This is a genomic window from Neobacillus ginsengisoli (assembly GCF_030813055.1).
On sequence record NZ_JAUSTW010000004.1, the window covers coordinates 272283 to 296337 of the forward strand.

At 37.9% G+C, this 24055-nt stretch carries 24 protein-coding genes; 3 read left to right on the top strand and 21 right to left on the bottom strand.

What is annotated here, in order from left to right:
• Nucleotides 1–128: 128 nt before the first annotated feature.
• The 10 genes from J2S10_RS13695 to J2S10_RS13740 all read right to left on the bottom strand — a co-directional run bounded on the left by J2S10_RS13695 (nt 129) and on the right by J2S10_RS13740 (nt 10469).
• Nucleotides 129–2330 (bottom strand): methyl-accepting chemotaxis protein, encoded by a 2202-nt coding sequence (locus J2S10_RS13695; protein ID WP_307408635.1) that lies wholly within the window; start codon nt 2328–2330, stop codon nt 129–131.
• A gap of 266 nt (nt 2331–2596) precedes the next feature.
• Entirely contained in the window at nt 2597–3001 is a 405-nt protein-coding gene (locus tag J2S10_RS13700) for a flagellar protein (RefSeq protein WP_307408637.1), read from the bottom strand.
• Between the two features lie 59 nt (nt 3002–3060).
• Nucleotides 3061–3423, bottom strand: coding sequence for a response regulator (locus J2S10_RS13705; protein WP_307408638.1), 363 nt, complete (start codon nt 3421–3423; stop codon nt 3061–3063).
• A 29-nt stretch (nt 3424–3452) separates the two neighbouring features.
• Nucleotides 3453–4568 carry a flagellar motor switch phosphatase FliY gene (gene fliY, locus J2S10_RS13710; RefSeq protein ID WP_307408640.1) on the bottom strand — a complete coding sequence of 372 codons (1116 nt, stop codon included), beginning with the start codon at nt 4566–4568 and terminating at the stop codon, nt 3453–3455.
• 1 nt (nt 4569) lies between these two features.
• Nucleotides 4570–5544 (bottom strand): flagellar motor switch protein FliM, encoded by a 975-nt coding sequence (gene fliM, locus J2S10_RS13715; protein WP_307408642.1) that lies wholly within the window; start codon nt 5542–5544, stop codon nt 4570–4572.
• Nucleotides 5545–5684: 140 nt separating this feature from the next.
• Nucleotides 5685–6593 carry a flagellar hook-basal body complex protein gene (locus J2S10_RS13720; RefSeq protein ID WP_307408644.1) on the bottom strand — a complete coding sequence of 303 codons (909 nt, stop codon included), beginning with the start codon at nt 6591–6593 and terminating at the stop codon, nt 5685–5687.
• A 48-nt stretch (nt 6594–6641) separates the two neighbouring features.
• Complete coding sequence (flgD, locus tag J2S10_RS13725) at nt 6642–7070, bottom strand: flagellar hook assembly protein FlgD (RefSeq protein WP_307408646.1); 429 nt, start codon at nt 7068–7070, stop codon at nt 6642–6644.
• Nucleotides 7071–7086: 16 nt separating this feature from the next.
• A complete protein-coding gene (locus tag J2S10_RS13730) occupies nt 7087–8472 on the bottom strand; it encodes a flagellar hook-length control protein FliK (RefSeq protein ID WP_307408648.1) in 1386 nt (461 codons plus the stop codon).
• Between the two features lie 145 nt (nt 8473–8617).
• Nucleotides 8618–9652: a protein-glutamate methylesterase/protein-glutamine glutaminase gene (locus J2S10_RS13735; protein ID WP_307408650.1), complete on the bottom strand. Its 1035-nt coding sequence runs from the start codon at nt 9650–9652 to the stop codon at nt 8618–8620.
• Entirely contained in the window at nt 9624–10469 is an 846-nt protein-coding gene (locus J2S10_RS13740; RefSeq protein WP_307408652.1) for a CheR family methyltransferase, read from the bottom strand. Before J2S10_RS13740 ends, J2S10_RS13735 begins: the two co-directional genes overlap by 29 nt.
• Before the next feature lie 310 nt (nt 10470–10779).
• Here J2S10_RS13740 and motA point away from each other — a divergent pair, with 310 nt between their 5' ends.
• A complete protein-coding gene (motA, locus tag J2S10_RS13745) occupies nt 10780–11577 on the top strand; it encodes a flagellar motor stator protein MotA (protein ID WP_307408653.1) in 798 nt (265 codons plus the stop codon).
• Nucleotides 11561–12322, top strand: coding sequence for a flagellar motor protein MotB (locus J2S10_RS13750; RefSeq protein WP_307408656.1), 762 nt, complete (start codon nt 11561–11563; stop codon nt 12320–12322). The genes motA and J2S10_RS13750 overlap by 17 nt, the downstream gene beginning before the upstream one ends.
• Before the next feature lie 136 nt (nt 12323–12458).
• Here J2S10_RS13750 and J2S10_RS13755 read toward each other — a convergent pair whose 3' ends face one another.
• The 5 genes from J2S10_RS13755 to J2S10_RS13775 form a co-directional block, all read right to left on the bottom strand.
• Nucleotides 12459–12956, bottom strand: coding sequence for a GNAT family N-acetyltransferase (locus J2S10_RS13755; RefSeq protein WP_307408658.1), 498 nt, complete (start codon nt 12954–12956; stop codon nt 12459–12461).
• Between the two features lie 616 nt (nt 12957–13572).
• Nucleotides 13573–14124: a 2-oxo-4-hydroxy-4-carboxy-5-ureidoimidazoline decarboxylase gene (uraD, locus tag J2S10_RS13760; protein WP_307408660.1), complete on the bottom strand. Its 552-nt coding sequence runs from the start codon at nt 14122–14124 to the stop codon at nt 13573–13575.
• Between the two features lie 79 nt (nt 14125–14203).
• Nucleotides 14204–15526: an allantoinase gene (locus J2S10_RS13765; RefSeq protein ID WP_307408662.1), complete on the bottom strand. Its 1323-nt coding sequence runs from the start codon at nt 15524–15526 to the stop codon at nt 14204–14206.
• Between the two features lie 36 nt (nt 15527–15562).
• Complete coding sequence (locus J2S10_RS13770) at nt 15563–16822, bottom strand: ArgE/DapE family deacylase (protein WP_307408664.1); 1260 nt, start codon at nt 16820–16822, stop codon at nt 15563–15565.
• Nucleotides 16819–18090 carry an allantoate amidohydrolase gene (locus tag J2S10_RS13775; RefSeq protein ID WP_307408667.1) on the bottom strand — a complete coding sequence of 424 codons (1272 nt, stop codon included), beginning with the start codon at nt 18088–18090 and terminating at the stop codon, nt 16819–16821. Before J2S10_RS13775 ends, J2S10_RS13770 begins: the two co-directional genes overlap by 4 nt.
• Nucleotides 18091–18296: 206 nt before the next feature.
• On the opposite strand from J2S10_RS13775, the gene J2S10_RS13780 reads away from it, so the two are divergent.
• Nucleotides 18297–19118 carry a Cof-type HAD-IIB family hydrolase gene (locus tag J2S10_RS13780; RefSeq protein ID WP_307408669.1) on the top strand — a complete coding sequence of 274 codons (822 nt, stop codon included), beginning with the start codon at nt 18297–18299 and terminating at the stop codon, nt 19116–19118.
• A 38-nt stretch (nt 19119–19156) separates the two neighbouring features.
• Here J2S10_RS13780 and J2S10_RS13785 read toward each other — a convergent pair whose 3' ends face one another.
• The 6 genes from J2S10_RS13785 to J2S10_RS13810 all read right to left on the bottom strand — a co-directional run bounded on the left by J2S10_RS13785 (nt 19157) and on the right by J2S10_RS13810 (nt 24033).
• Nucleotides 19157–20092 carry a manganese-dependent inorganic pyrophosphatase gene (locus tag J2S10_RS13785; protein ID WP_307408672.1) on the bottom strand — a complete coding sequence of 312 codons (936 nt, stop codon included), beginning with the start codon at nt 20090–20092 and terminating at the stop codon, nt 19157–19159.
• Nucleotides 20093–20204: 112 nt separating this feature from the next.
• On the bottom strand, nt 20205–21062 hold the full coding sequence (locus tag J2S10_RS13790; RefSeq protein ID WP_307408674.1) for a GNAT family N-acetyltransferase: 858 nt from the start codon (nt 21060–21062) through the stop codon (nt 20205–20207).
• A 31-nt stretch (nt 21063–21093) separates the two neighbouring features.
• Entirely contained in the window at nt 21094–22014 is a 921-nt protein-coding gene (locus J2S10_RS13795; protein WP_307408676.1) for an MFS transporter, read from the bottom strand.
• Complete coding sequence (locus J2S10_RS13800) at nt 21977–22309, bottom strand: MFS transporter (RefSeq protein ID WP_307408679.1); 333 nt, start codon at nt 22307–22309, stop codon at nt 21977–21979. The genes J2S10_RS13795 and J2S10_RS13800 overlap by 38 nt, the downstream gene beginning before the upstream one ends.
• A 310-nt stretch (nt 22310–22619) precedes the next feature.
• Entirely contained in the window at nt 22620–23870 is a 1251-nt protein-coding gene (locus J2S10_RS13805; protein ID WP_307408681.1) for an iron-containing alcohol dehydrogenase, read from the bottom strand.
• Nucleotides 23845–24033, bottom strand: a complete 189-nt coding sequence (locus tag J2S10_RS13810) for an aldehyde dehydrogenase family protein (RefSeq protein ID WP_307408683.1) — start codon at nt 24031–24033, stop codon at nt 23845–23847. The genes J2S10_RS13805 and J2S10_RS13810 overlap by 26 nt, the downstream gene beginning before the upstream one ends.
• Between the last annotated feature and the right edge of the window lie 22 nt (nt 24034–24055).

The following is a 24055-nucleotide window of genomic DNA, read 5'->3' on the forward strand; positions in this document are numbered from 1 at the left end:
GTTTTTTAGTTTTTGATATATTTTTATATCCTTATTAGGTCAAGACAATAAAATAAACCATTTGATTTCATATGGAAAAATAAAAACGCCTTCCCATAGTTTGCGAAAGCGTTTCATTCCAAAGCCAATTACTTTAATTTTTTAATTTGTATATTTACATCAGTGATAGCCTGCACTACCTCTTCCACTTCTTTGGTTTGAATATCAATACTGGTATTCAACTCTTCGGTTTGTTTATGAACATTTTCGACCTCTAAAGCTATTTCTTGACCATATCTTACTTGATCACTTGCAGCAATCGTCATTTGTTGGACCATTTCCTTAATGCTGTTAATATTGCGAACAATTTCTTCGGCTGTTAGGGCTTGTTCCTTAGCTGCATAGTTCACAGATCCTGATTGGTTTGTTACGTTTTCTACTGCAGTTACGATAGCATGACTACCTTTCGCTTGTTCAGCCGTTGCTACAGAGATTTGTTGAACCTGTTCTTTAATCGTAATAATACCACTTAAGATTTCTTCAGCAGTAATCGATTGTTCTTTTGTTGAATGGGTCATTTCAGTTGCTTGCTTTGCTACATTCTCAACTGCCTTTGCGAAGAATTCACTATTCTTTGTTTGTTCTTCCGTTGCTTTTGCAATTTGACTCATTTCGTTTGTCACTTGGGCGATACCATCAGTTATTTTTTTGATGGCTTGATTGGTTTTATCCGCCAATTGATTTCCAACCTGTACTTTTTTAGCCCCCTCTGTGATAGAGGTGACAGCAACAGCAGTTTCATTTTGAATCCCTTTGATTAGGACAGCTATTTCTTTCGTTGCTCTTGCTGAACGTTCTGCTAATTTACGCACTTCATCTGCTACAACTGCAAATCCTCTTCCTTGCTCTCCAGCACGTGCAGCTTCGATAGCAGCATTTAGTGCCAATAGGTTAGTTTGATCAGCAATATCATCTATAACTTTAATAATCGATCCGATTTCTTCAGAACTTTTTCCTAAGGTTACCATAACATTACTTGCTTGGTTTATAACCTGAGAAAGTTCTTGCATTCCATTTAAGGTTTCTTTTAGTGATAGAGTTCCTTCAAGGGCATCATTTTTAACAGAGTTACTAAGCTGGTTAACAGTTTGAGCACTGTCTGCTATTTGCTTAATAGACATAACCATTTCTTCAACGGTATCAGTAGTTTGTCCAGCTTTATCGGTTAAACTTTCTGCATGATTGTTAACCCCTTTAATTGACTTGCTCATTTCTTCAATTGCTGCCGAAATTTGTTCGACACTTGCTCCAGCATAACCAACATTTACAGCCACTTGTTCGATTGAAGTCATCATTTCCTGAATTGCAGCTGATGTTTCATCAGCTGATTCATCTAACTGATCAGCACTTGCCGCAACCAGATTAATAGAAGCGCTCATTTGTTCAACAGCTGCAGAGATTTCATCTACTCCCGAAGCCGTTACATTGGTGCTCCCTGCTACCTGTTGAATAGAGGTAACCAATTCGCTAACCGCAACGTTTGCCTTGTTCATCGATGCATCTAATTCGTTTGCACTCAAAGCAGTTATATCAATTGATTTTTTAATTTCTGTAACAGAATTCGTAGTAATGTCTACATTTTTTACAACTCTTGTAACAGAGCGTCCAATCAGTCTGGTGATCATGAAAGCAATTAGAATACTAAAGATAAGAGCAACTATGGACACGATCATGATTTGATTCGTAGAATTGGCTGAATCCTGCTCTGATACTTTGATGATTGCATCGTTGTTTTTTTGAATACCGTTTGCAAAATAATCAAGAGATACGTTGGTTTTACCACCCATAATAGCCAAAAACACCAATTGTGAATGCACTGAGTCATAATTGTTACCTCTTGATTCTTTAAAGAAAAATGGAATGATATGAACATATTTATCAAAGTTGTTGCTAAACACCTCTAATAATTTCTTATTTCCATCAGATTCGTTTAATTTTTCCATTTCTTTTATATTTGTTCTTATTTTAGTAATGTCCTGATTAATAAGTTTCTCCATTTTTTGTTTCTCTGCCCCGTCGCGCTCGAATGCGTGGTTGGCGGCATAAAGACGAACACTTGTTAACTCTTCTTTCAAATTTCCTATTATATCAATCTTTGTCACCTGAGTTTTCCCTATGTAGTCCATTTGATCAATTAAATGCCTGATATTTTTATAGGAAATAAACGATATTGACACTAAGAAAATAAGGATAAGGATAAAACTACCCCATTGTTTAACCCCCATCGACATTTTACTTGAAGTATTCTTGAACAATCTACTTAATGTGTAAGCTGACTCTTTATCCAACATTATTATTGCTCCCCTTTTCAATTAATAGATATCTGTGGATTGAGGCATATATAACATATCTTAGCATAGTTTTTGATTGTATTTCAAAATTTTTTGATAGTTTGTACTATTAATTAGTGCATTTTAATAAATCTTAACTGTCTTTTTGATGGAATTGATTGATTATCAAAAAAATCAGATAGAATACCTTTAATCATTTTCAAACAAAAAAAACGAGAGTAAAAGGAAACAACCAAATTGTTCCTTACATCTCTCGCTCCTATTTCTTACAAATAGTTTTTTATATAGCCGCCCGTTTTCCCATTCCGTTCCTGATTGATTTCATTTTTTTCATTATTAATCTGAGAAGCCAGTTTATTTAGTGTCTCGATGCAGGTTGAGCATGTCCTTCCAGCTCGTATCATATTCCCGCATGTTTCGCAGGGGTAAGATAAGTTTGGTAAATCACTGACTAGAATACGGCCATCCCAGATAAATTGACGAATTTGAGCAACGGTAACTTTTGTGGCTTCATTTACTTCTTGAATCGTACTTCCAGGAAAGTCACGAAGGAAAGCTGCTGCCTTCAAAAAATCATCTTCTTGTTTCTGATAACATTCGTCACAAAAATTTCTGATGCGTAAGAATAGCTTTCCGCATCTGGAACAATTCCCTAATTTAGGAGTACCCAACCGTTTCCCTCCTTTATTAGCTAAATTTTATAGTCTATTAATAAGATTAATCCGTATATCTATATTCCCAAAACTTTTTTAATAGATTCCATAACTCGATCTGGTTGGAAAGGTTTCACAACAAAATCTTTCGCACCCGCTTGAATCGCCTCTAATACCATTGGCTGCTGCCCCATTGCAGAACACATAATGATTTTAGCCTGGGGATGTATGGCTCTAATTTCCTTAACGGCCGAGATCCCATCCATTTCAGGCATAGTAATATCCATCGTCACTACATCGGGCTGTATTTCACGGTACTTTTCAATAGCATCGGCACCATTCACGGCTTCACCAGCAACTTCAAGTCCATTTTTAGTCAAAATATCTTTTAACATCATTCGCATAAATGCTGCATCATCTACAATTAATACTTTAGCCATACGATTCTCCTCCTATATGCTGTTGAAAATTATGTGGTCATTTTTGTTAATCGATCAATTTGGCTCATGATGTCTGTAATTCGAACACCAAAGTTTTCTTCAATTACGACCACTTCTCCTTTAGCTATCAGCTTGTGGTTAGCTAAAATATCCACTGGTTCACCCGCTAATTTTTCTAGTTGAATAACAGCACCTGGTCCTAATTCAAGGATATTTCGAATTTGCATTTCCGTACGACCGAGCTCTACGGAAATTTCCAACGGAATATCATATAACAGGTTAATATTACCTAGACCTGTACTGACCACAGGAGGTTCAGTAAAAGTGGTATATTCGACCTTTTGGACATTGGCATTTGCCGAAGTATGTGTGGAACTTTGTTTATTTTCTTTTCCATCAACCGGCGAAACTTGTACTGTTTGGGTAACAACTTTCTCCGTTGGCATTACCAAGAATTCCTTCGTTGCTGTCCCACTTGATGTTGAATTTCCTGTAAGCAGGGAATGAATCATTTCCTTACCAAAAGAAAGTGGAATAAACTGTTTCATATTTGAATCAATGAGGTTTCCTACCTTTAAACGGAATGACACACCGATTATTATTTCGTCCTCGAGATCTTCCAATTTTTTTGGAGGAAATCCAAGAATGTCAATAGATGGCGGAGAAATGTCTACTTTTTGATTAAACATTGTCGACATTGAAGTGGCCGCCGAGCCCATCATTTGATTCATGGCTTCTTGAACAGCGCTTAGGTGTAATTCCGATAATTCAGAGTCCAACTCAGTGCCATCACCGCCCATCATCAAATTAGCAATGATTTTAGCATCCACTTCTTTAATCATTAACAGGTTTTTCCCTCGGATACCTGTCGTATAATCTACGTGCACGGCTACATGTTTTTCTTGTATCAATTCTTCCATTCGTTCCTGCTCAATTACTGATAGAGTCGGTGTCGTAATTTCCACCCGTTGGTTCAGCAGCGTAGAAAGAGCAGTAGTAGAACTTCCTAAAGAGATATTTCCAATCTCCCCTAATGCATCCTGTTCTATAGAGCTCAAAAAATCATCGATATCTAAAGTGCGTTTTACTTCTGCTTGATTGAACAGTGCGTTGATCTCTTCTTGAGAAAGTGAACCCTCACTCATTTTATAGTTCATCTCCTTCGGTGTGGATTACTTGGTCAATTTGGACTGCATAACGTCCTTTTTGAAGACCCGGGTTTCCAAGAAACCTTGTCAATTGCCCTATTTTTACCTCTAGTTTACCTGTTTCAATTCCAATGACATCTCCTATTTGCAGGTTCAGAAGATCAGAAACGGGTAAGGTAGCCCTACCTAATTCCGCAATCACAGGAATATGGACAGTATCCAGATTGTGTTTTAAATGATCCTGTTGAGGGATGTTACTTTTCGTCATAGCAGAAAGCCATTGATGTGTAGATAATTTAGGCATTACTGGTTCCACGATTAAATGTGGCAGACAAAGTGTCATCGTTCCCGTAACCTCTCCGATAGTTGTACGGAGTACAATGACAATAACAGTGTCATTTTGGGGGGCAATTTGAATAAATTGTGGATTAGATTCGATTGCTTCCCATTTCACTTTAATATTTTCAATGTTCTTCCATGCATCTTGATACATGTCAAATGCGCGGGTAAACACCTTTTGCATTAGCACTGTTTCAATTTCCGTCAGTGTTCCGTTACGTGCTGACGGATCCCCTTGCCCTCCTAATAAACGTTCAATGACTGCGTATGCCACTTGGGGATTAATTTCCATGACCATTTTTCCATCCATCGGTTTAACCTCAAAGACGTTCAAAATTGTTCGCGAGGGGATTGACGCGATAAATTCATGGTAGGTAACTTGATCTACCAAATCGATATCAATTTGAACGAACGTTCTAAGTTGCGCTGAAAGATAGGAAGTCATAAGCCGAGTAAAATTTTCATGAATTCTGGTGATACTGCGTAATTGTTCCTTGGAATACCGCATCGCCCGTTTGAAATCATATACTTTTACTTTTTCCTGCTTCTCCACTACATCGGCTGCTTGCAGTTCACCGTTATTTAAGGCTGATAAAAGGGCATCGATTTCTTGTTGAGATAATACATCTGCCAATTGAAATCCCCCTAATTCTTCCTTTTTTTATTGAATCATGTAACTTTTCAAATAAAGTTGCACCAATACCGTTATAAGGATTTAAACGTTTCTCTCGCTTTTACGAAGTGGTTGAGACTAATTATCAAAATATAGCTTTACTATCTTTTCAAATTGACAATCTCATCTAAAATTGAATCAGATGTTGTGATCGTTTTCGCATTTGCCTGGAAACCACGCTGTGCCACAATCATTTCGGTAAATTCATCAGTTAAATCAACATTCGACATTTCAAGAACACCCGTGTCAATTTGACCTCCCTTGTTATCTAGTATGCGTCCAGTATTAGCAAGTCCAGAGTTTCCAGTTTCCTCAAACAAGGTATTTCCTACCTTTTTTAATCCACCTGGATTAGGTACGACGGAGGTAGCCAAAGAAATGTTTTCATTTTGATTCGCGGTCGTCGAATTGTTCAGATAATATTGGTTGGTAGTAAGATCCATTGCTAATTTTCCGCTTTTTCCATCTTCACGGACCACATTAATATAACCATTTGAGTCGATTGAATAGGAGGTGAATTTCTGATTACTCTTTTGGTCATCTGATATAGTAATCGGAATCTGATGTTGTACGCCATTGTTATCCACTGCAACTCCAGCAACATAATATCCATTGGAGTTGACTAGACTCCCATTTGCATCAAGCGTGAAATTACCAGCTCTTGTCAAGTAGCTTACACCTCCGCCAGTTTGTGGAGTCACGACAAAAAATGCATCTCCATCAATGGCTAAATCCGTCCCTACATTGGTTGTCATTGGACTGCCTGGGGTATGTATCGTATCAATGGAAGCTACTTTTGATCCAAGACCAATTTGCTTAGAATTCACACCTCCGCTTATACTAGTTGGTGCGGTTGCACCTGAGATATTTTGATTGATAATATCTTGGAACATGACACGGCTTTTCTTGAATCCTACTGTATTGACATTAGCAATATTATTTCCGATGACATCAAGTTTCGTTTGAAACCCCTTCATTCCTGAAACCCCTGAGTAAAGAGACTTTAACATCTTTGAGTTCCTCCTTATTTTCATGTCTATTTGATTGAGTTAGTTTAATTATGGTGTAGTTTGCTTAATTTCGGTAACTTGTTCCATTGGGACTTTATCATCCCCAACCATATAAAAATAATTTCCATCCTGAGAAGAAACACCATTTACCACACCTGTTTCTGGGGATATCGCTCCTTCTGGTGTCCAGCTAATCTCTTTTCCAATCGAACCAGCATACTGACTCATTTGAAGGTTAGCAAATTTATCAAATGAATTATTTAGATTCGTCATTTGTTCTAACGAACTAAAAGTAGCCATCTGCGCAATAAAGTCTTTATCCTGAAGAGGACTAGAGGGATCTTGGTGTGACAATTGTGTCGTCAGAATTCGAAGAAAATCATCTTTTCCAAGAATGTTTTTTTGTACAGAAGTCTTACTATTTTTATAGGTTGAGTTATTTGCAGAAACATTGTTTACATCCACCCAATTACTCATTTACCTCAGTTCCTTTCTATGCAGTGAAATCGATACTTGATGTTGTCTTAGAAGTGGTTCCGTATGTATTTGCTAACTGCTCTATCTCTATGTCATTTTGATCAGACTCATTCTGTTTTTTTGATAGATTCTGAGCTGAAGAAAAGGGTCGTTGTTCATAGGAGGAACTGGATCCACCACCATTTGAAAATGACAAACTTGCTGGATTGGAATCCACAGATACTGGCGTTTGCTGTACTATATCTAGCTCTTGAACTATTAAACCATGCTGTTGAAGTGAATGCTTCAACTGCTGAAGCTGGCCTTCTAACGCATCTTTTGCCATTGAAGTTGCCGTCACAATTTGTGCTGATATGAATCCTTCCAGGGAAGTAATTTTGATTTCAACTTTGCCCAAATGTTCCGGATTTAAAAAGAATCTGGCCTCGGCTTCTCCTGATTGATGATTTGTCATCATTATATTGCGGCCGATCCACTCTCTCATTTCTGGAACAAATTCAGAAATTGAAAGGACGGGTGGCAATTGTCCTGCCTCTAAATCATTTGATCCGTTAGATGATTGCATGTGGTGATTAACGATATTTATCATCCCATTGGATGTTGTTTGATCAATCACCTTTTGTGAAAATGGAACTCGTTCCACCCCTGCTCCTTCGCGTATACTCGTTGCCGGATTGGGTTGGACCATAAAAACAACTTGAGATTTGTCCATACTTAATAGAGGTTTCGATCCAAGACTACCAACTTGCGTTTTTCCTTTTGATAAATCCTGATTTTCATTTTTTTGTTTTTCAACCATTGTTCTATCACTAAGATTTTTTTCCATTTTTAGTTCATTAAAAATTATTTGAATTTTATCTTTAATATCATTGGGAACTTCAAATGACTTTTGTTCTCCATTTGACTCTAAATCACCGATTAACTTTGCTAACCCATCCAATAACTGATTTTGGTCTCCAGTTATTGATTGTTGAATTCCTTGTGCTGTTTGTAGCCACTTGGTCAATTCCTTGCTTATGTTTATTGAAGTCTTTTGAAGTTGTGGATTTATGAAATTAGACATAATTGGTTGTGTAGACCCTCCTCCTGAAGAAGGGTTTACTGTTAAATGTTCTGTTTGTTGAATTCCTGAAAACCATGAGGACAGAATAGAGTTTAACTGTGACAAGTCTACTGGTGTCGGATCTGGTTGGTCATTGTCCATCTTTTCGGACATCTTTTTCAATGATGTCACATTTGTCTGCCCGTCTGATTCCGAAGATTGACCTAATAAATTAACTATCGCTAATAATTGATTAGTGAAATTAACTGATGGTTCGGTTTGTGATGAGGCTGACATCTTCTTTTCTCTGTCCGAGAAAGTTTTTTGATTTATTTTGATATCAATTCGTGTGACATCCAAACAGCTTCCCCCTCTCATTTGGAAACTATCACAATTACTATACATTATAACTCATGCACCTGTTTTCGTCATGAGATTTTTTGATTACAAACAAAATTTTATTTCGATTTTCCGGATAATATTTTGATAGTTTTTGCTACATCATTTATATAAAAGACATGATTTTCTGATACATTTGTGAAAGCTCAAATTGTCCATCTGCATATCCAGCTTCCATAACCGCTTTTGGCATTCCATAGACAATACAGGATTTCTCCGCTTCAACCAATACACTTCCCCGGTATTTTTTCACTGACCCACACCCTTGCATCCCATCTACCCCCATACCTGTTAAAATTACAGATAAAAGCCTGTCTGTAAAGATTGGTGCAGCAGAATGGAGCGATATATCTATGGAAGGCCTATATAAAGCTTGGGCCGAATTATCGATATCAACTTTGAAAATCACATCACCCTCTTGGTCTTTTTCAAACGTTGTTTGATATCCAGAAGGAGCGATATAAATTGTCCCAGCCTTCACTTTTTGACCATTTTGGGCTTCTTTTACTTTCAATTGACACAAGGTATCAAACCGTTCTGCCAAAGGCTTAGTAAATCCAGGCGGCATATGTTGAGCAACGACAATAGGCAATGGTAAATCCATAGGGAATCGCGGCAATATTGCTTGTAGGGCTGACGGACCGCCTGTTGAACATCCTATGAAAATAAGATCGGCATGACTGTAATTGCAGCTTATTTTTTTTTCAGGAGTGTACTCTACTGGATAGGTGCATGGAATTTTAGCTTCCACACTACTCTTTAACCGATGTAAAAATTCTTGAGTTTGATCTGAACTTACTTGATTCCTAATTAAATTTTCTTTTAAAAAGAAATCAACAGCACCGTACTGAAGAGACTGAAAGGATTCCTCAGCACCTTCCCGAGTATGGGAGCTTAACATTACCACAGGCACTGGTGAAAGTTTCATAATTTCTTCCAATGCTCTCAGACCATTCATTTCGGGCATTTCCACATCCATTGTAACTAGATCAGGTTGAAGTCTTTGAACCTTTTCAACAGCTTCAATGCCATTCCTTGCGATACCAACTACATATAACTGTGGGTCATTTTCCAGTATTAAGCTAATTGCCCTCCTCATAAAGGCGGAGTCATCAACCACTAATACACCGTACTGTTTCATCCTTATCTGGTTCCTTTCGATAGTAAAAAGTCTTTCCTGAGTCCACTTTTTGAAACCCTAAAGCCATATCAGTAATAGATTCAGCATGACCAAGAAACAAGAAGCCGCCAGGTGTTAAATTCCGATGTAAATGATGGATTACCTTTTTGGTCGTATCCTGATCAAAATAGATCAAAACATTTCTACAGAAAATTACGTCAACCTTACCAATTTGTTCTACCGTTTCATGATTTAAAAGGTTCAAATGCTGAAACTGTACCATTTTTTTAGTTGTATGATTGATTTGGTAACCACCATTTTGGTCTGAGAAATATTTCTTCAAAAGGTTTTCAGGGATTCTCCGAAATGCAAACGATCCATGATGGTACCAGCCATTTTTGGCTTTTTGGAGAACCTTTTTATTTATATCCGTTGCAATGATCTCGACTGAACCTGGTGGAAATACCCCTGTTTCTTGTATCAGCATTGCCAGTGTATAAGGTTCCTCTCCAGTCGAACAGGCTGCACTCCAAATCCGTAGAGGACGATCACTTTTTTTCTCTTTTATCTTGGGCAGGACAAGCGAACAACACTCATTTAATTGGTTTTCCTCCCGATAAAAATACGTTTCATTAATCGTTAATAACTCTACAAGAACCTCCCATTCCAGAGGCTTCATATTCAAGTATCTGCAATATTCCCAATACGTGAGACCGAGTTCGGTAAGCCGTTTTGAAATTTTTTCTTTTAACATTGGAAGTCGATCAGTGTAACTCAGTCCGCAATAATCATGAATAATTTGGCTTAATTTTACTAGTCCGTTTTCTTGCAAGATCATCACCTTTTATCTCATCTCCGCTTCTTAACAAAACTTGTCCTAATTTTATAGCTGGCAGTTTCTAAATTATTTGTTTTTTATTTATCGCATCCCTTCAAACGTACATTCATTTTTTTGTTTTAGTGGAAATATCCAAAATAAGGTTAGGATCGTTCTCTTTTGTATAAAACTACTGGATAATTAGATTCAGGTCAAACAAAAATTAATCATTTTTTGAATCAAAAATTATCAAAAAAACTTTATTGTTCATTTCTACTGTTTAACGTACAATGAATTTATAAAACTATTTTTTGATTATAAGGAGAAAAAGATGTCTAGTATTTTTGGAATATTGTTAGCACTCCTAGCGATAGGTATTGGGATGGTTTTAAAAGGGGCTTCTTTATCTGCATTAATCAATCCAGCTGCATATCTGATTATATTTGGAGGTACAGCAGCAGCAATTTTGATCGCCTTCCCATTTAGTGAAATTAAAAAGATTCATATTCTACTAAAAATTGCCTTGTTTGAACCAAAATTACCTTCTAAAGCTGAACAAATTTCCAGTTTAGTATTATGTGCAGAGATTTCAAGAAAAGAAGGAATTCTTGCACTTGAGGAATTTGCAGTTGATACAAAGGATCTTTTCTTCAAAAATGGACTTGAAATGATCATTGATGGGCATGACATTGAGTTCGTCGAAGAAGTACTATTAGACGAGGTCGCTGCGATTGATAAACGCCATAAAACAGGGGCACTTATTTTTACACAAGCAGGAACATACGCTCCAACTTTGGGTGTCCTTGGTGCTGTAATCGGCCTTATAGCCTCACTTGGAAATTTAAATAATGTCGAAAAACTTGGACATTCAATTTCAGCTGCATTTATTGCTACCCTGCTGGGGATCTTTTCTGGATATGTATTGTGGCATCCAATAGCCAATAAATTAAAACGAATTTCTAAGAAAGAACAGGAATTGAAGCTTCTTACGATTGATGGATTACTCGGAGTCTATCAAGGGCTTTCTCCTAGCGCACTAGAAAAGAAATTATCAGTCTACATTGCACCTTCAGATCGTAAAAAGTTTGAGAAAAAAACAGAGGACAAAGTTCATGAGAAATCAGCGTAAAAAGTTTGAAGAAGAGCATGAAGAGCATATTGACGAATCATGGTTAATCCCTTATGCAGACATTCTAACTCTTTTATTAGCCTTATTTATAGTTTTATTTGCATCAAGCAGCATCAATAAATATAAGTATGAAGGACTCATGAATGCTCTAAAAGCGGAATTGACAGGTGCCAAAATAGAAAACCATCAATCCGGTCCAACAACCTCAGTAAAGAATAAGCAAATTAAAATTCAACAACAGCCACAACAGCAACCTAACAGCAGTTCAAATGTTGTCGTTAAAACCACAGAAGACATCGAGCTGGACCAACTAAAACAAAAACTAGAGAAATATATCATTGACAACCACTTACAAACAGTTGTAACGCTTCAGGATTCAAAACGAGGAGTGGAGGTTACCTTAAAGGAAGTCATCCTATTTGATTCTGGAAGTGCTGTCTTAAAGGAACGTTCTTTTCAAACATTAGACGGGTTAGTTGGATTAATCAATACTGTTTCGAATCCTATCAGCATTGAAGGACATACTGATAATGTGCCAATTATTTCAACTACATATCCTTCAAACTGGGAGTTGTCCTCTGCAAGAGCTGCTAGTGTTCTTCATTATTTTCAATCCAAAAATATTGCAGCAAACCGCTTGCAATTTACTGGATACGGCGAGTACAAGCCACTCTTTCCAAATGATAACAATGCTCACCGCCAAGCAAATCGGAGGGTGACAATCGTTATTTTACGTAATAGCTAAGCCTTATGAAAAATTATTTTTCATAAGGCTTTTTTCCAAATAAAAAGGCCGTTGAATTTAATAATAGGCCTTAAGGGAGGAGTTAAATAGTTAAATTCGTCCTAATCGAGATAAATGACGGCAATGACTTCAATTATTAAAGAAACAATACCATATACTCGTCATCAAAGTAGCGACCATCGATTTTTAATGCTTTTTGCTCAATCCCGAAGGTTTTAAAGCCCAATGATGTATATAATTTTTTGGCTGACATATTTGTTGACACTACACATAGGTTAATCTGCTCGATTTCTTCAGCGTCTTTTGCCTTTTGAATGGCGGCTTGCATTATTGACTTTCCGATACCCATTCCCCGTTTCAGAGGAGAAACATACATCGCCACGATATTGGCCCGATGCTTGAGTTTCGATTTTTGTTCTTTTAGCAAGGTACCAACGCCAATCAATTGTTCTTTTTCAAATACACCAAAAGTGAACGAAACCTCTGATTGTAATCTACTCTCATAGTTTTCAACAGGAAACTCTTTTTCCTCTTCAAAACTCGAAGAGAATGCTTCAGGATTGTTTTTTAAAGCTTCTAATCTAATTTTTCGGTATTCCTTAGCATCTTCTTGATTTAAAAGTCTGATATCCATGTTTTCCCCCTATTTATTTAATTTTTCTGATATTGAATTAAAAATATTTTATCATATCAACCTATTAAAAATGTAGAAAGCAGTAAACTTCCATAACCGGAATTTACTGCTTTCTTATTATTACTTATGTATCGGCAAGTTTTTCTCGATCATCAAATGCCTTCTAGTAAAATCTTCCATGCCCCTTTTTTTATCTAAAGACCTATTTTTCCAACAACATCGGCTATTTTAAAAAACATAAATTTAAACAGCTCACTCCAAAGATAATAAATTATTTTTTAATCCTAAAAGCCCTTCTTTCTGCATACTGCGAGCAGGGGATACAAATCTTTACAGTCTCCCCTTTATCATTAATATATTTTCGAAGAGGTTTGACCTTTCTTTTGCAAATTGCACATTTATTATTAAAAAAACCAAAAATAGACATGTTTCTCACCCTCAATACCTAGTAATTTAGCTATATTGCTGTTAGCTAATAAAATTCTTTTCCTTTATAATATGTCAAATATTACTAATATTGCAGGAAACCAAAAAGAAAAGACCATCCACTGATGATCTTATACTATTGATAATAAAAAATTAATTTGTTTGGATTGGGGGGATGATTTTGATAGTCTTAGCTGGTGATAAAATCCTCCAAGCGGAAGAAGGCAATTTTATAAATTTGGTTAAGCGATTCTTTTAATTCGTTATCAGGAGAATTGTTCACACGCTCCTTCAAACTTGCACGAATGGACTCTTTATTTTGACCTTTAACTGCCATGATAAAAGGGAAACCGAATTTCCTAGTGTACGTCTCGTTGAGGGATAAAAATTCTTCATGTTCTTCTTTGGAGAGTCGATCAAGACCTGCCCCGGCTTGTTCCTTGATCGAGGCATCGGCCATTTGGACACGGCCGGCTAAATCAGGGTGCGCTCTTAGTAAAGCTAGTTTTTCCTCAATCGAAGACTGTTCGACCACATTCTTCATTACGTGATGAAGATCGTTAACTGTAAGAAATGGCTGTTTTACCCATGCTCTTTCTGCAACCCAGGGCGAATGTTCAAACACCCAGCCAAGAGCTTTAGTAAATTCAGCTTGGTTCAGCTTATAAAGTTCCAATAATGGGAAACTCATGGCATCACTCATTTCTACTCGGGAGATATTTATTAAGGTTTTTGTATTCATTGAAGCCTATTTTTCAACAAATTGTTCTCAGCTGGCAAACTATTTTTTGTATTGTTTCAATCTTCGAGTTTTGAATAAATTATCCATCCGTGAAGACAATGGAACCTTTCACAATCGTTGTTACATTCTTCCCTCTAAAAACCTTACCAATATAGGGTGAATGTGGATGACGGTAAAATAGGTCTTCTTTTTTCAATGTGAATCGCTGATTTAAATGTATAATTGCTAAATCTGCATCGCTCCCCACAGAAATCGAACCCTTAGTTGGAAACAATCCAAATCGTTTCGCCGGATTAGTAGACACAGTTTGCACAATTCTTTGTAAAGGTATATTTCTTTTCCAATACCCTTCCTCTAAGAGCACAGATAAGGTGGACTGTGCTCCGCTGATTCCTCCCCACGCTCTAAATAAATTGCCGTTTAAGGCTTGCTTCATATTAGGCGGAGCCGGGGAATGGTCAGAGCCGATGACATCAATTTCACCATTAGCAAATGCTGCCCATAAGAATTCAACCTCTTCCGTGTCTCTTAAAGGTGGTGCACATTTAGCAATTGGGCCCAGTTCGGTAAAATCCTCAACGGTTAATGACAAGTAATGAGGACAAGTTTCAACCGAAACATCGATTCCTCTTTGCTTTGCTTCAGTTACGAGTTTAACAACCTTACTGCTGCTTGCATGAACAATATGAAGCTTACAACCAGTTGCTTCTGCGTAAGAAAGGACCCTTCTTACTGCTTCCAATTCTGAGATGATAGGTCGTGATTCACAAAAGTCTTTTGCTGAAACCTTTCCCTCATTTTGCTTTTGGCAAGCCAATTGGTCTGTAATTACGGTGCTTTCGGCATGAACAGCCAAAATGGAACCGAGTCTTGCAATTTCATTCATCCCCTTAAAAAGGGTAACATCATCAGAATGATGAAATTCATCAATCCCGCTTGGTGACATAAATGCTTTAAATCCGATGACACCACAATGATGTAATTCTTCTAAATTACTTACGTTTTCAGGGACAAGCCCGCCCCATAGCCGATAATCGGTAACCGATTTCATATGAGCTTGTTCTTGTTTTAATTCAAATCCTACCTTATTAATTGTAGGGGGATTGCTATTCAATGGCATATCAAAAAAAGTAGTGACCCCGCCTGCTGCTAAACTTTTACTGCCAGTAGAAAACCCCTCCCATTCTGTTCTGCCTGGTTCATTAAGATGGACGTGAGTGTCAATCAATCCAGGAAGAATATGGTAACCAACTGCATCTATTTCCTTTTCTGCTTTATCTTTAATAGGAGCTTGAGCTGTTATTTCAATTATTTTTCCTTCTTTTATCCCAATATCACCTTTAAAGCAATTGTCAGAGGTTACTATGATCCCATTTCGGATTATTAGATCATAATCAGACATACTATGCTCCTTTTGCTCTTAATATGAGCGGCCCTTTTAGATTTGTTTATGCAAAAGATCGTAAAGTGCTAAAGCAACTATTTTAGTAGATTTTACTAAATCATCAATCTTTACATGTTCATCCGCACGGTGTCCATTTGCTTCTAATAATGTCCGTGGACCGGCTCCAAATAAAACAACAGGAATACCGGCCTCGGCAAAATGGCGTGCATCTGTATACAATGGTGATCCCCCAACCGGCAGCTCTCCTCCGATAATTTCTGTCCAGTTAGCTGAAATCGATTGTACCAATGGAGAGTCAACAGGTACCGGTCCAAAACTGCGTGCCAGTAAAACCTGTTTGATTTCTGCTTCAACGCCCGGATAATTTTCAAGCGCTTCAGCAATCACATTTCGAATTTCTGTTTCTGCAACCTCCGGATTTTCTTCTGGAATCAAACGTCTGTCAAGTCTGATAACAGCTGTATCCGGTACCACATTTGTATTAATACCACCGGAAATTAAGCCGACAACTAAACTAGGGGATTCAATTCCAGGCACTTCTGATTTCACTTTTGTAAATCCTTTTCTGTATTCATAAAGAGCACTCAAGACTCCTGTCATAGCTTCCAGAGCATCATGTCCATATTGCGGTTCAGCAGCATGTGCAGACTTCCCTTTCAGTTTTACTTCCAAATGAAGGCATCCGTTATGGGCATTTACAAGGGAATAGGTAAAACCGGGGCAAATCGCCATATCGGGATTAATTAAGCCTTTTTCAAGTAACCATTTTGGACCAATACCACCGCCAGTTTCTTCATCAAAGGTAAAGGCTAATGAAATTTTACCGTTTAATTTAGCTTGTATCTGTCTTAAAGCCAATACCGCGAATGTATAGGAAGCAATATCAGATTTTGATACGGCCGCTCCACGGCCATATAGTTTTCCATCTAAAACCTTTCCACCGTAAGGTTCTTGCGTCCAGCCAAGCCCCGGAGGGACCACATCTCCATGAGAATTCAAAGTTATCTCAGGACCTTGCCCGTTGCCAAAGGTAGTGAAGCCAATAACGTTTGATGCTTTAATCATTCCCGTTGCTTTCACTTTTTCATCTTCGACTTCATTAATTGAAACGTTTTCAAATCCAAATTCATCAAGACGTTTAAAAATATGTTCAGCGATTTTTTGGCAATCCCCCGGAGGGTTATCAGAAGGGATCGAGACGAGCTCTTTTAAGAACGTAATCAATTGTTCCTGTTGCTGTTCAATATTATTGATTAATTGCTGTTTTTCATGGCTTAATGTTTTTGCCGTCAAATTACTCTCTCCTTCAATATATTTTTATCCTTAACGATTAATTGAATAACTGTATCCAGTAAGACTTTAGCGCCAATTTCCATATCTTTAACGGAAGCGAATTCCTCTGGATTATGACTAATTCCCTCTTTGCAGCGAACAAAAATCATTCCTATTTTTGTTAAAGCAGCCATTGCCATTGCATCATGACCGGCACCGCTAACTAAAAAGATTGGTTTTATTCCATTTGCTAGAATAGCAGATTCTATCGCAGCCGTAATTCCGTTATTACAAAGGGTTGGAGCTGTTTCCATCATTTTTTCTACGTGAAAAGTTAATTTGCGTTTTTCACAAATTTCTTCTGCTGCCCGAAAGATTGATTTAATTACTTCATTTTTCCTCTGTACATCTGTATCACGAATATCTAATGTACCATTCACTTCACCCGGTATAACATTGCTTGCTCCGGGAACAACCTGCAACTTTCCAACAGTGGCCACAATCGGAACGTTTTCTTTTGCTAATCGTTCAATTTCAATGATCCATTCTGCGGTGCCTGCAAGAGCATCTTTGCGGAGTGTAACAGGGACAGTCCCTGCATGGCCTGCAAATCCCGTAATTTTAAATGAATACCTTGAAGCTCCGGCTATTCCTGATACAATTCCGCAAGGGAGACCTTCTGCTTCTAGAACCGGGCCTTGTTCAATATGTAGCTCTAAATATCCCAGTACGTTTTTGGGGTCCAGTGCAGCTGATTGATAGTTATGCGGCGCTAATCCCAATTGTTGGAGAGCACCGGCCAAAGATACACCCTGTTCATCCTTTACTGCCAAAGTTTCTTCTGAAAAAGTACCAGCTATCGCCTTACTGCCTAAGAAAGTTGAATGAAATCTGACGCCCTCTTCATCACAGAAACCAATAATCTCGATCGGATTTTCCAATCTGGTATCATTTTCAAAGAGTACGTTAACAATTTCAATTCCGGAGATTACCCCCAACATTCCATCAAATTTCCCGCCATTAATTACGGTATCAAGATGTGATCCTATTAGGATTACGGGTGCATCAGGTTTTGAGCCTTCATATCTTCCAATAATATTATTGAGGTTATCGATTCGTACAGTCATTCCCGCGTCAATCATCCATTTTTCAACCAGTTTTTGACCTGATTGAAATTCTTTTGTAAATGATAACCGTGTCACCCCTTTTGACGGCTCGGAGCAACTTGCCAGCTCCTCAATTCTCCTTGCAATTCTTTGGCCATTGATTTGCAGTTTGCAGTCAGCCAACTGACATCCTCCTTGTCGCAATTGTTAAGGTAAACTTGTGATATCTGTACTATTTAAAATTTAAAGATTTTTCTGATAATATTTTACCATAAAAAACCTCTATATTAATCTATATGTGTTCATACGGATACAATTATAATAAGTTTTTTCGTAAGTTTTATAGTATGATGGTAGTTATAAATTTGAATTGAAAGGAATCATCGGAAATGACATATAAAATGATTGTACTAGATTTAGATGATACATTATTAACGGACGATCTTACCATTTCACCGCGTACCAAGCAAGCATTAATGGATGCACAAGCTTCGGGAGTCAAAGTGGTGTTAGCATCCGGCCGCCCTACCTTTGCCATGTATTCTATTGCTGAAGAGCTCCGATTAAAGGATTACGGTAGTTTTATCCTTTCGTATAATGGTGCAAAAATTACAAACTGCCAAACAGGTGAAGAGCTTTTTAGCAGCACATTACCGCCTGAAACGGTACATCGCTTATATGACCTAAGTCGACGGGAGAATGTATGGATCCACACATATATCGGGGATACCATTATTACAGAGTCTGCAAACCAATATACAAATATTGAAGGTGAGATTACCGGTCTTGAGATCGTTAAAGTTGACAGTTTTGTAGATTCAGTTACAGATCCTGTTGTCAAAGTGTTAATGGTAGAGACGTCTGCAAAGCTCGAAGCAGTTGAAAAGAAACTGCAACAAGAACTGGCAGGAGAATTAAGTATCATGCGTTCTAAGCCTTTTTTCTTGGAATTTTTAGAAAAAGGTGTAACAAAAGGGTCAAGCCTGCATCATTTAATCGGAAAGCTGGGAATTAAACGTGAGGAAGTCATTGCAATGGGAGATAGTTACAATGATCTGGCAATGATCGAGTTTGCCGGCCTTGGAGTTGCTATGGGTAACGCACCTGACGACATTAAGCAAAAAGCAGATTACGTAACTGACACGAATATGAATGATGGAGTAGCAAAAGTAGTTGAAAAATTTGTATTGAAATCAAAGGTCATTATATAATAAGAAAACTCGCCGCTTGGCGAGTTTTCTTTCTTTTATTATAGTCCTTTGTTAAAAATGTCTGTTAACACTGGGACAATTTGTTTTTTACGTGATACAACGCCTTTTAAGGTTGCAGTATTATTAGAAAGAGTAACATTATAAGCTTTTTCAACAGCAATGGTTTTATTTCCTAATGCCAAAGCGATTGAATCATTTGTTAGAATGTCAGTAACAACAAATAAGAATAGGTCCAGGTTCTTATCGGCAATCACTTTAGAAATCGTTGCTTCCAATTCTTCTTTACGGGACAGCACATCATTTGTATCTACTGCATTCACCTGTGCAATTTCAACTTTGCTAGAACCCATTTCAAATTCTTTTGCATCAAGGGAGATAAGCTGTTGTACTGTTTTATCACTTAAATCCGCACCGGCTTTGAGCATTTCCAAACCATATGTATCTGCATCAACACCGGCAATGGCTGCTAATTCACGTGCAGCAGCCACATCTTCTGCAGTACATGTTGGGGATTTAAATAGCAAGGAGTCAGAAATGATGGCAGATAGCATCAGACCGGCAATTTCTTTCTTAATTTGTTTGCCATTTTCTTTATACATTTTATTTAAAATTGTTGCTGTACATCCAACTGGCTCGCAGCGGTAATATAAAGGATCGCTTGTTTCAAAATTAGCAATACGGTGATGGTCGATTACTTCTAAAACACGTACATCCGCAATGTCATTCGCGCTTTGTTGACGCTCATTGTGGTCTACCAAAATGACAGAATTCACTTCACTCGCAACTGCTTCAACCAAACGCGGAACTTCTGCATTGAAATGGCTAAGAGCATATTCCGTTTCGCCATTAATTTCTCCAAGCCTAACAGGTTCAACATCCAAGCCTAATTGTTTTTTCAGGTCTGCATAGGCAATCGCAGAACAAATCGTATCTGTGTCGGGATTCTTATGACCAAAAATAAGTACTTTTTCCATTTGAATGACTCCTTAATCGAATAAAATATACGGACCTACCCATAAATGTGAATGACCCTATGGCAAATTATATATTAATCCGATAAAGGTTTCAAAAAAAACTTATCAATTATCATCTTTTTACCATCTGCACCTGTTCGGTTGTTTTCGTAAAGCCATTGTTTAGTAAGTATTGGGTTGCAACGTTTTTCATAGAAGCATTGATTGTGATAACGTTTACCGGATTGTTTTCCCAATCGGTTATTTTTGCAAAAATTGCTTGTATCGTTTCTTCTTTAAAATCTTGAATTAGCTCAAGTTGATATAAAAGTACTTTTTCAATATTGCCTTCCTGATCCCAAACTCGTTTAAATAAAGCATAACCTAATGGATTATGGTCATGATCAAAGTAGATTTGCGCTTCTCCTGATTTAACGCTTTGCCACTGACATTGCCACGCTACGTTTCCATTATAAAACGGCAATGCCGGAAGCTGTTCAGGACGAATTGTCCGGGAAAGGATACCATCGCCGCTATCGCTTTGGATTTCCGGAGTTCCGCTTAAATAAACGAGGGAGTCAACGACTTGATAACCGAACTGTTCATATAAACGGATCGCTCGTTCATTTTCTTTAATGGCTTCAAGTGTAGCGACCTCCGCTTCCTCTTCTTGATAAATTTTTAAAATCTCCTCCATTAGAAGTTTAGAAACCCCTTTTCCGCGATGCTCTGTTGCTACTCCTGTTCCGCCATTCCAGGAAATTTTTTTGCCGTCAACAATCCGAAATCCGTTTAAGACAATCCCAACCGGATTCTCTTGATCAAATGCAATGATGGAATGGTTCATCGATAAGCCCTCGTTTACCAACCGATTGAAAAAAGTTTCAGGGGTCATTTCCAATTTTACAAAATAGCCTTCAAACCCTTTATTCCAGGCTGTAACCGCTTCGTTAATTGTGCAATCAGTTAATTTTTTAATCGTAATGTTCATTGGAATTCTCCTCACTTAACAATAATTAGTTTTAACAACTGGCAAGCTGTTTTTTTAATGAAGTAGATAAATAAATGGTTCCTAATGATAGGAATACTGTAAATAGGACCGTACCATGCATGATCAACACCATTAGATTTAACGGAAACACTTTAATTAACAGCGGTGTAAAAATAAATCCTACGGTAAATCCTAGTCTATTGACCAGCGTGGAAACGCCAAATACTCTTCCACGAATCCGATTCTCACTCTTTTGAAAGATAGAAGAATTTAGGATACCAACAACGCCATCTAAAACGCCTGTAACAAAGCCAACTGGAAAAATAACAGGATAACTGGTTGTTGATAACAGAAGGATAAAGGAAAGTGATAGGAAAAAGGAAAGATAGAAGTAAAGATGCTCCATCCTATTTTTCAAAAATGGCAGCTTTGGCAGTACAAAAGTTGTCAGGACATTACCGCATGCCCAGCTTCCCCAAATTAATCCTTGAAGGAGTGTAGTTTCTTTCGGATTTAAGGTCGATGCCAAAATAGGTATTCCGACATTTTGGGAGCTTGCAGCAAACGTTTGCACAAGAAATAGTACAAAAATGATGAACAAAATGGGTCTTGTAGATAAGTATGCTTTTATTTCCTTTAAATCGATTACCCAATTTTGTAATTCTTTAAGCATACTTAATTTCCTTTCCTTTTTAATTGCACTAATTTGCCTTTCCCATTTCAACATTATTAAAGTAACTCCACATATAAAGTACGAAATGGCATCAAGCAATAAGATAAATTTATATTCAACAAACGAAGATAAAATACCGCTTCCAATAAAGCCAACAACCATACATATCGAAGTTATTCGCGTAATGAGTGAATTTATTTTAATAATTGATTCTTCCTTAAAAAGTTGAGGTAATTCGGAACTAAAACTGACCTGAAAGAAACTGGAAAACAGCCCCAAGGAAGAAAGAGATAACTAGAAACATAATTGGTTCCGGGTCAATCAATAAGAATACGAGTGTCGTCCCGCGAAGGAGATCACTAATCACCATTAATTTCTTCCGATCATATCGATCAGCAACCACTCCTGCTATTAGACTTGAAAGGACTCCCCCAAAGACACGTGCTCCTAATACAGCAGATAGCCATGTTGGACTATTCGTCATCGATAAGATTACTGTATTCATGATCATCATATCCATCATCGAGCCAAGTTCAGAAAAACCTTTAATGTAAAGGAATAGTTTTTTTGACAAATCGACCTCCACTTTTTCAAAAAAACTGACTGTTTAGTCAATTTAATTAAATCAAAATTCTGTTTTTTTATCAATAGGTTTTTTGAAATAAAAAACCATTTTGATTTTGTAAAGTACAATGATCAAAATGGGTCCTTTTTATGAGCACTCTATTTTACAACTTCCTTCGTCTCTTGCAACGGCCAGGACGGTAGTTTTTTAGACAATGGCTTGTCCTCCCGGTAGACTAAGACATACTCCCCTCATATCATTAGGTTATTCCACAATCAAGACCCCAGCCAGCCAACAATGAACCGGCTGGGGTTTATTCCTACTTAACTTTCAAAGGTACGACCTTTTGCCCAATTGCAGCGATCAATTCTTTTGGCATTGGGAAGCTCAATGCAGCAGGATCTTTCATAACTGCCGGAATCGTAAGCTGCAATTGTTCTTCCGATATGTTGTAGGCTGTAAAATCAGCAGGCAATCCAACCCTTTGCTGCAGCAAGCGAATTTTCCCAACGACTTTTGCCAAAGCCGTTTGTGCTGAATCATCCTTTGTATCAACATCTACCGCAGCCGCTAGCTCATAAACTTTGGGTAGATATAGATTCGGAACACATTCCATTACTACCGGTAAAAAGACAGCATTAGCCAAACCATGTGGGATCCGGAACAATGCTCCATAGGCATGCGCCAAATTATGGACAGGAATCGCATTCAACGCAAAACTGAAGGCAGTGATTCCCATCAAACTGGCATGAAGTAAATCCATTCTTGCCGCTAAATTCGAACCATCGCTTACCGCAACAGGCAGATTTTTTTCAATTAAACGAATGGCATGAAGCGCCTGAGCGTCTGTTAAGGCGGTTGCTGTAGGTGAAGCTAGAGCTTCAATCGCATGGGTTAATGCATCAAATCCGGTAAAGGCGGTGATGGCAGGCGGAAGACCCACTGTTAAATCGGGATCCAAGACAGCCATATCAGCATTAATAAACGGATGAATAATATTTGTTTTCATTTGAATGTCTTCATTAAAAATAACTGCAATAGGTGATACCTCAGAACCTGTTCCCGCAGTTGTCGGGATGGCGATATGCGGAATCGGAATAAAGCCTGCCTTTGGAAATGCTTCATATAAAAGCCCTCCAGGAATCGCTTCTTTAATATCGGATAAGCCCTTGTGAAGTGCGTATTTCACCCCTTTGACCGTATCAAGAACGCTTCCTCCCCCTACAGCTAATAGCGCATCCGCTCCAACCTCTCGTGCATAACGAACCGCATCATTAATGCATTTGCTTTCAGCATCCTGGGCAATATCAAGGTACTTTCCCACTAGTTCCGGTCCGCTGCCATGTCCTGTCAATGCAAAAATCTCCGCAACCTTTGCCACCACTCCGGCTTCTTCTAATCCTCTGTCACTAAAAAGGACCACCCGTTTGGCACCAAGCCCTTGAAACAAATTTGGCACCATTGCCCTTGAGTTCGAACCACTGTAGATTCCCGTACGAAGCATAAACTGTGATAAAGAAGTTTTCATCATCTTCACCTCATTATTAGTTTTGGCCAAACAGAATTCCATACCAGTTCCTTCTCTCTAGCTCCGGAACCATCGAAGTGTGAACATGCTTTACCTGTGTATAAACATCAAGAGAATGACGACTCATTTCTCTGCCGATTCCGCTTTGCTTATAACCGCCGAATGGTGTATCACTTCGGAGCATATGCCAGTCATTAATCCACACCACTCCTGCTTGGAGCTTTCTT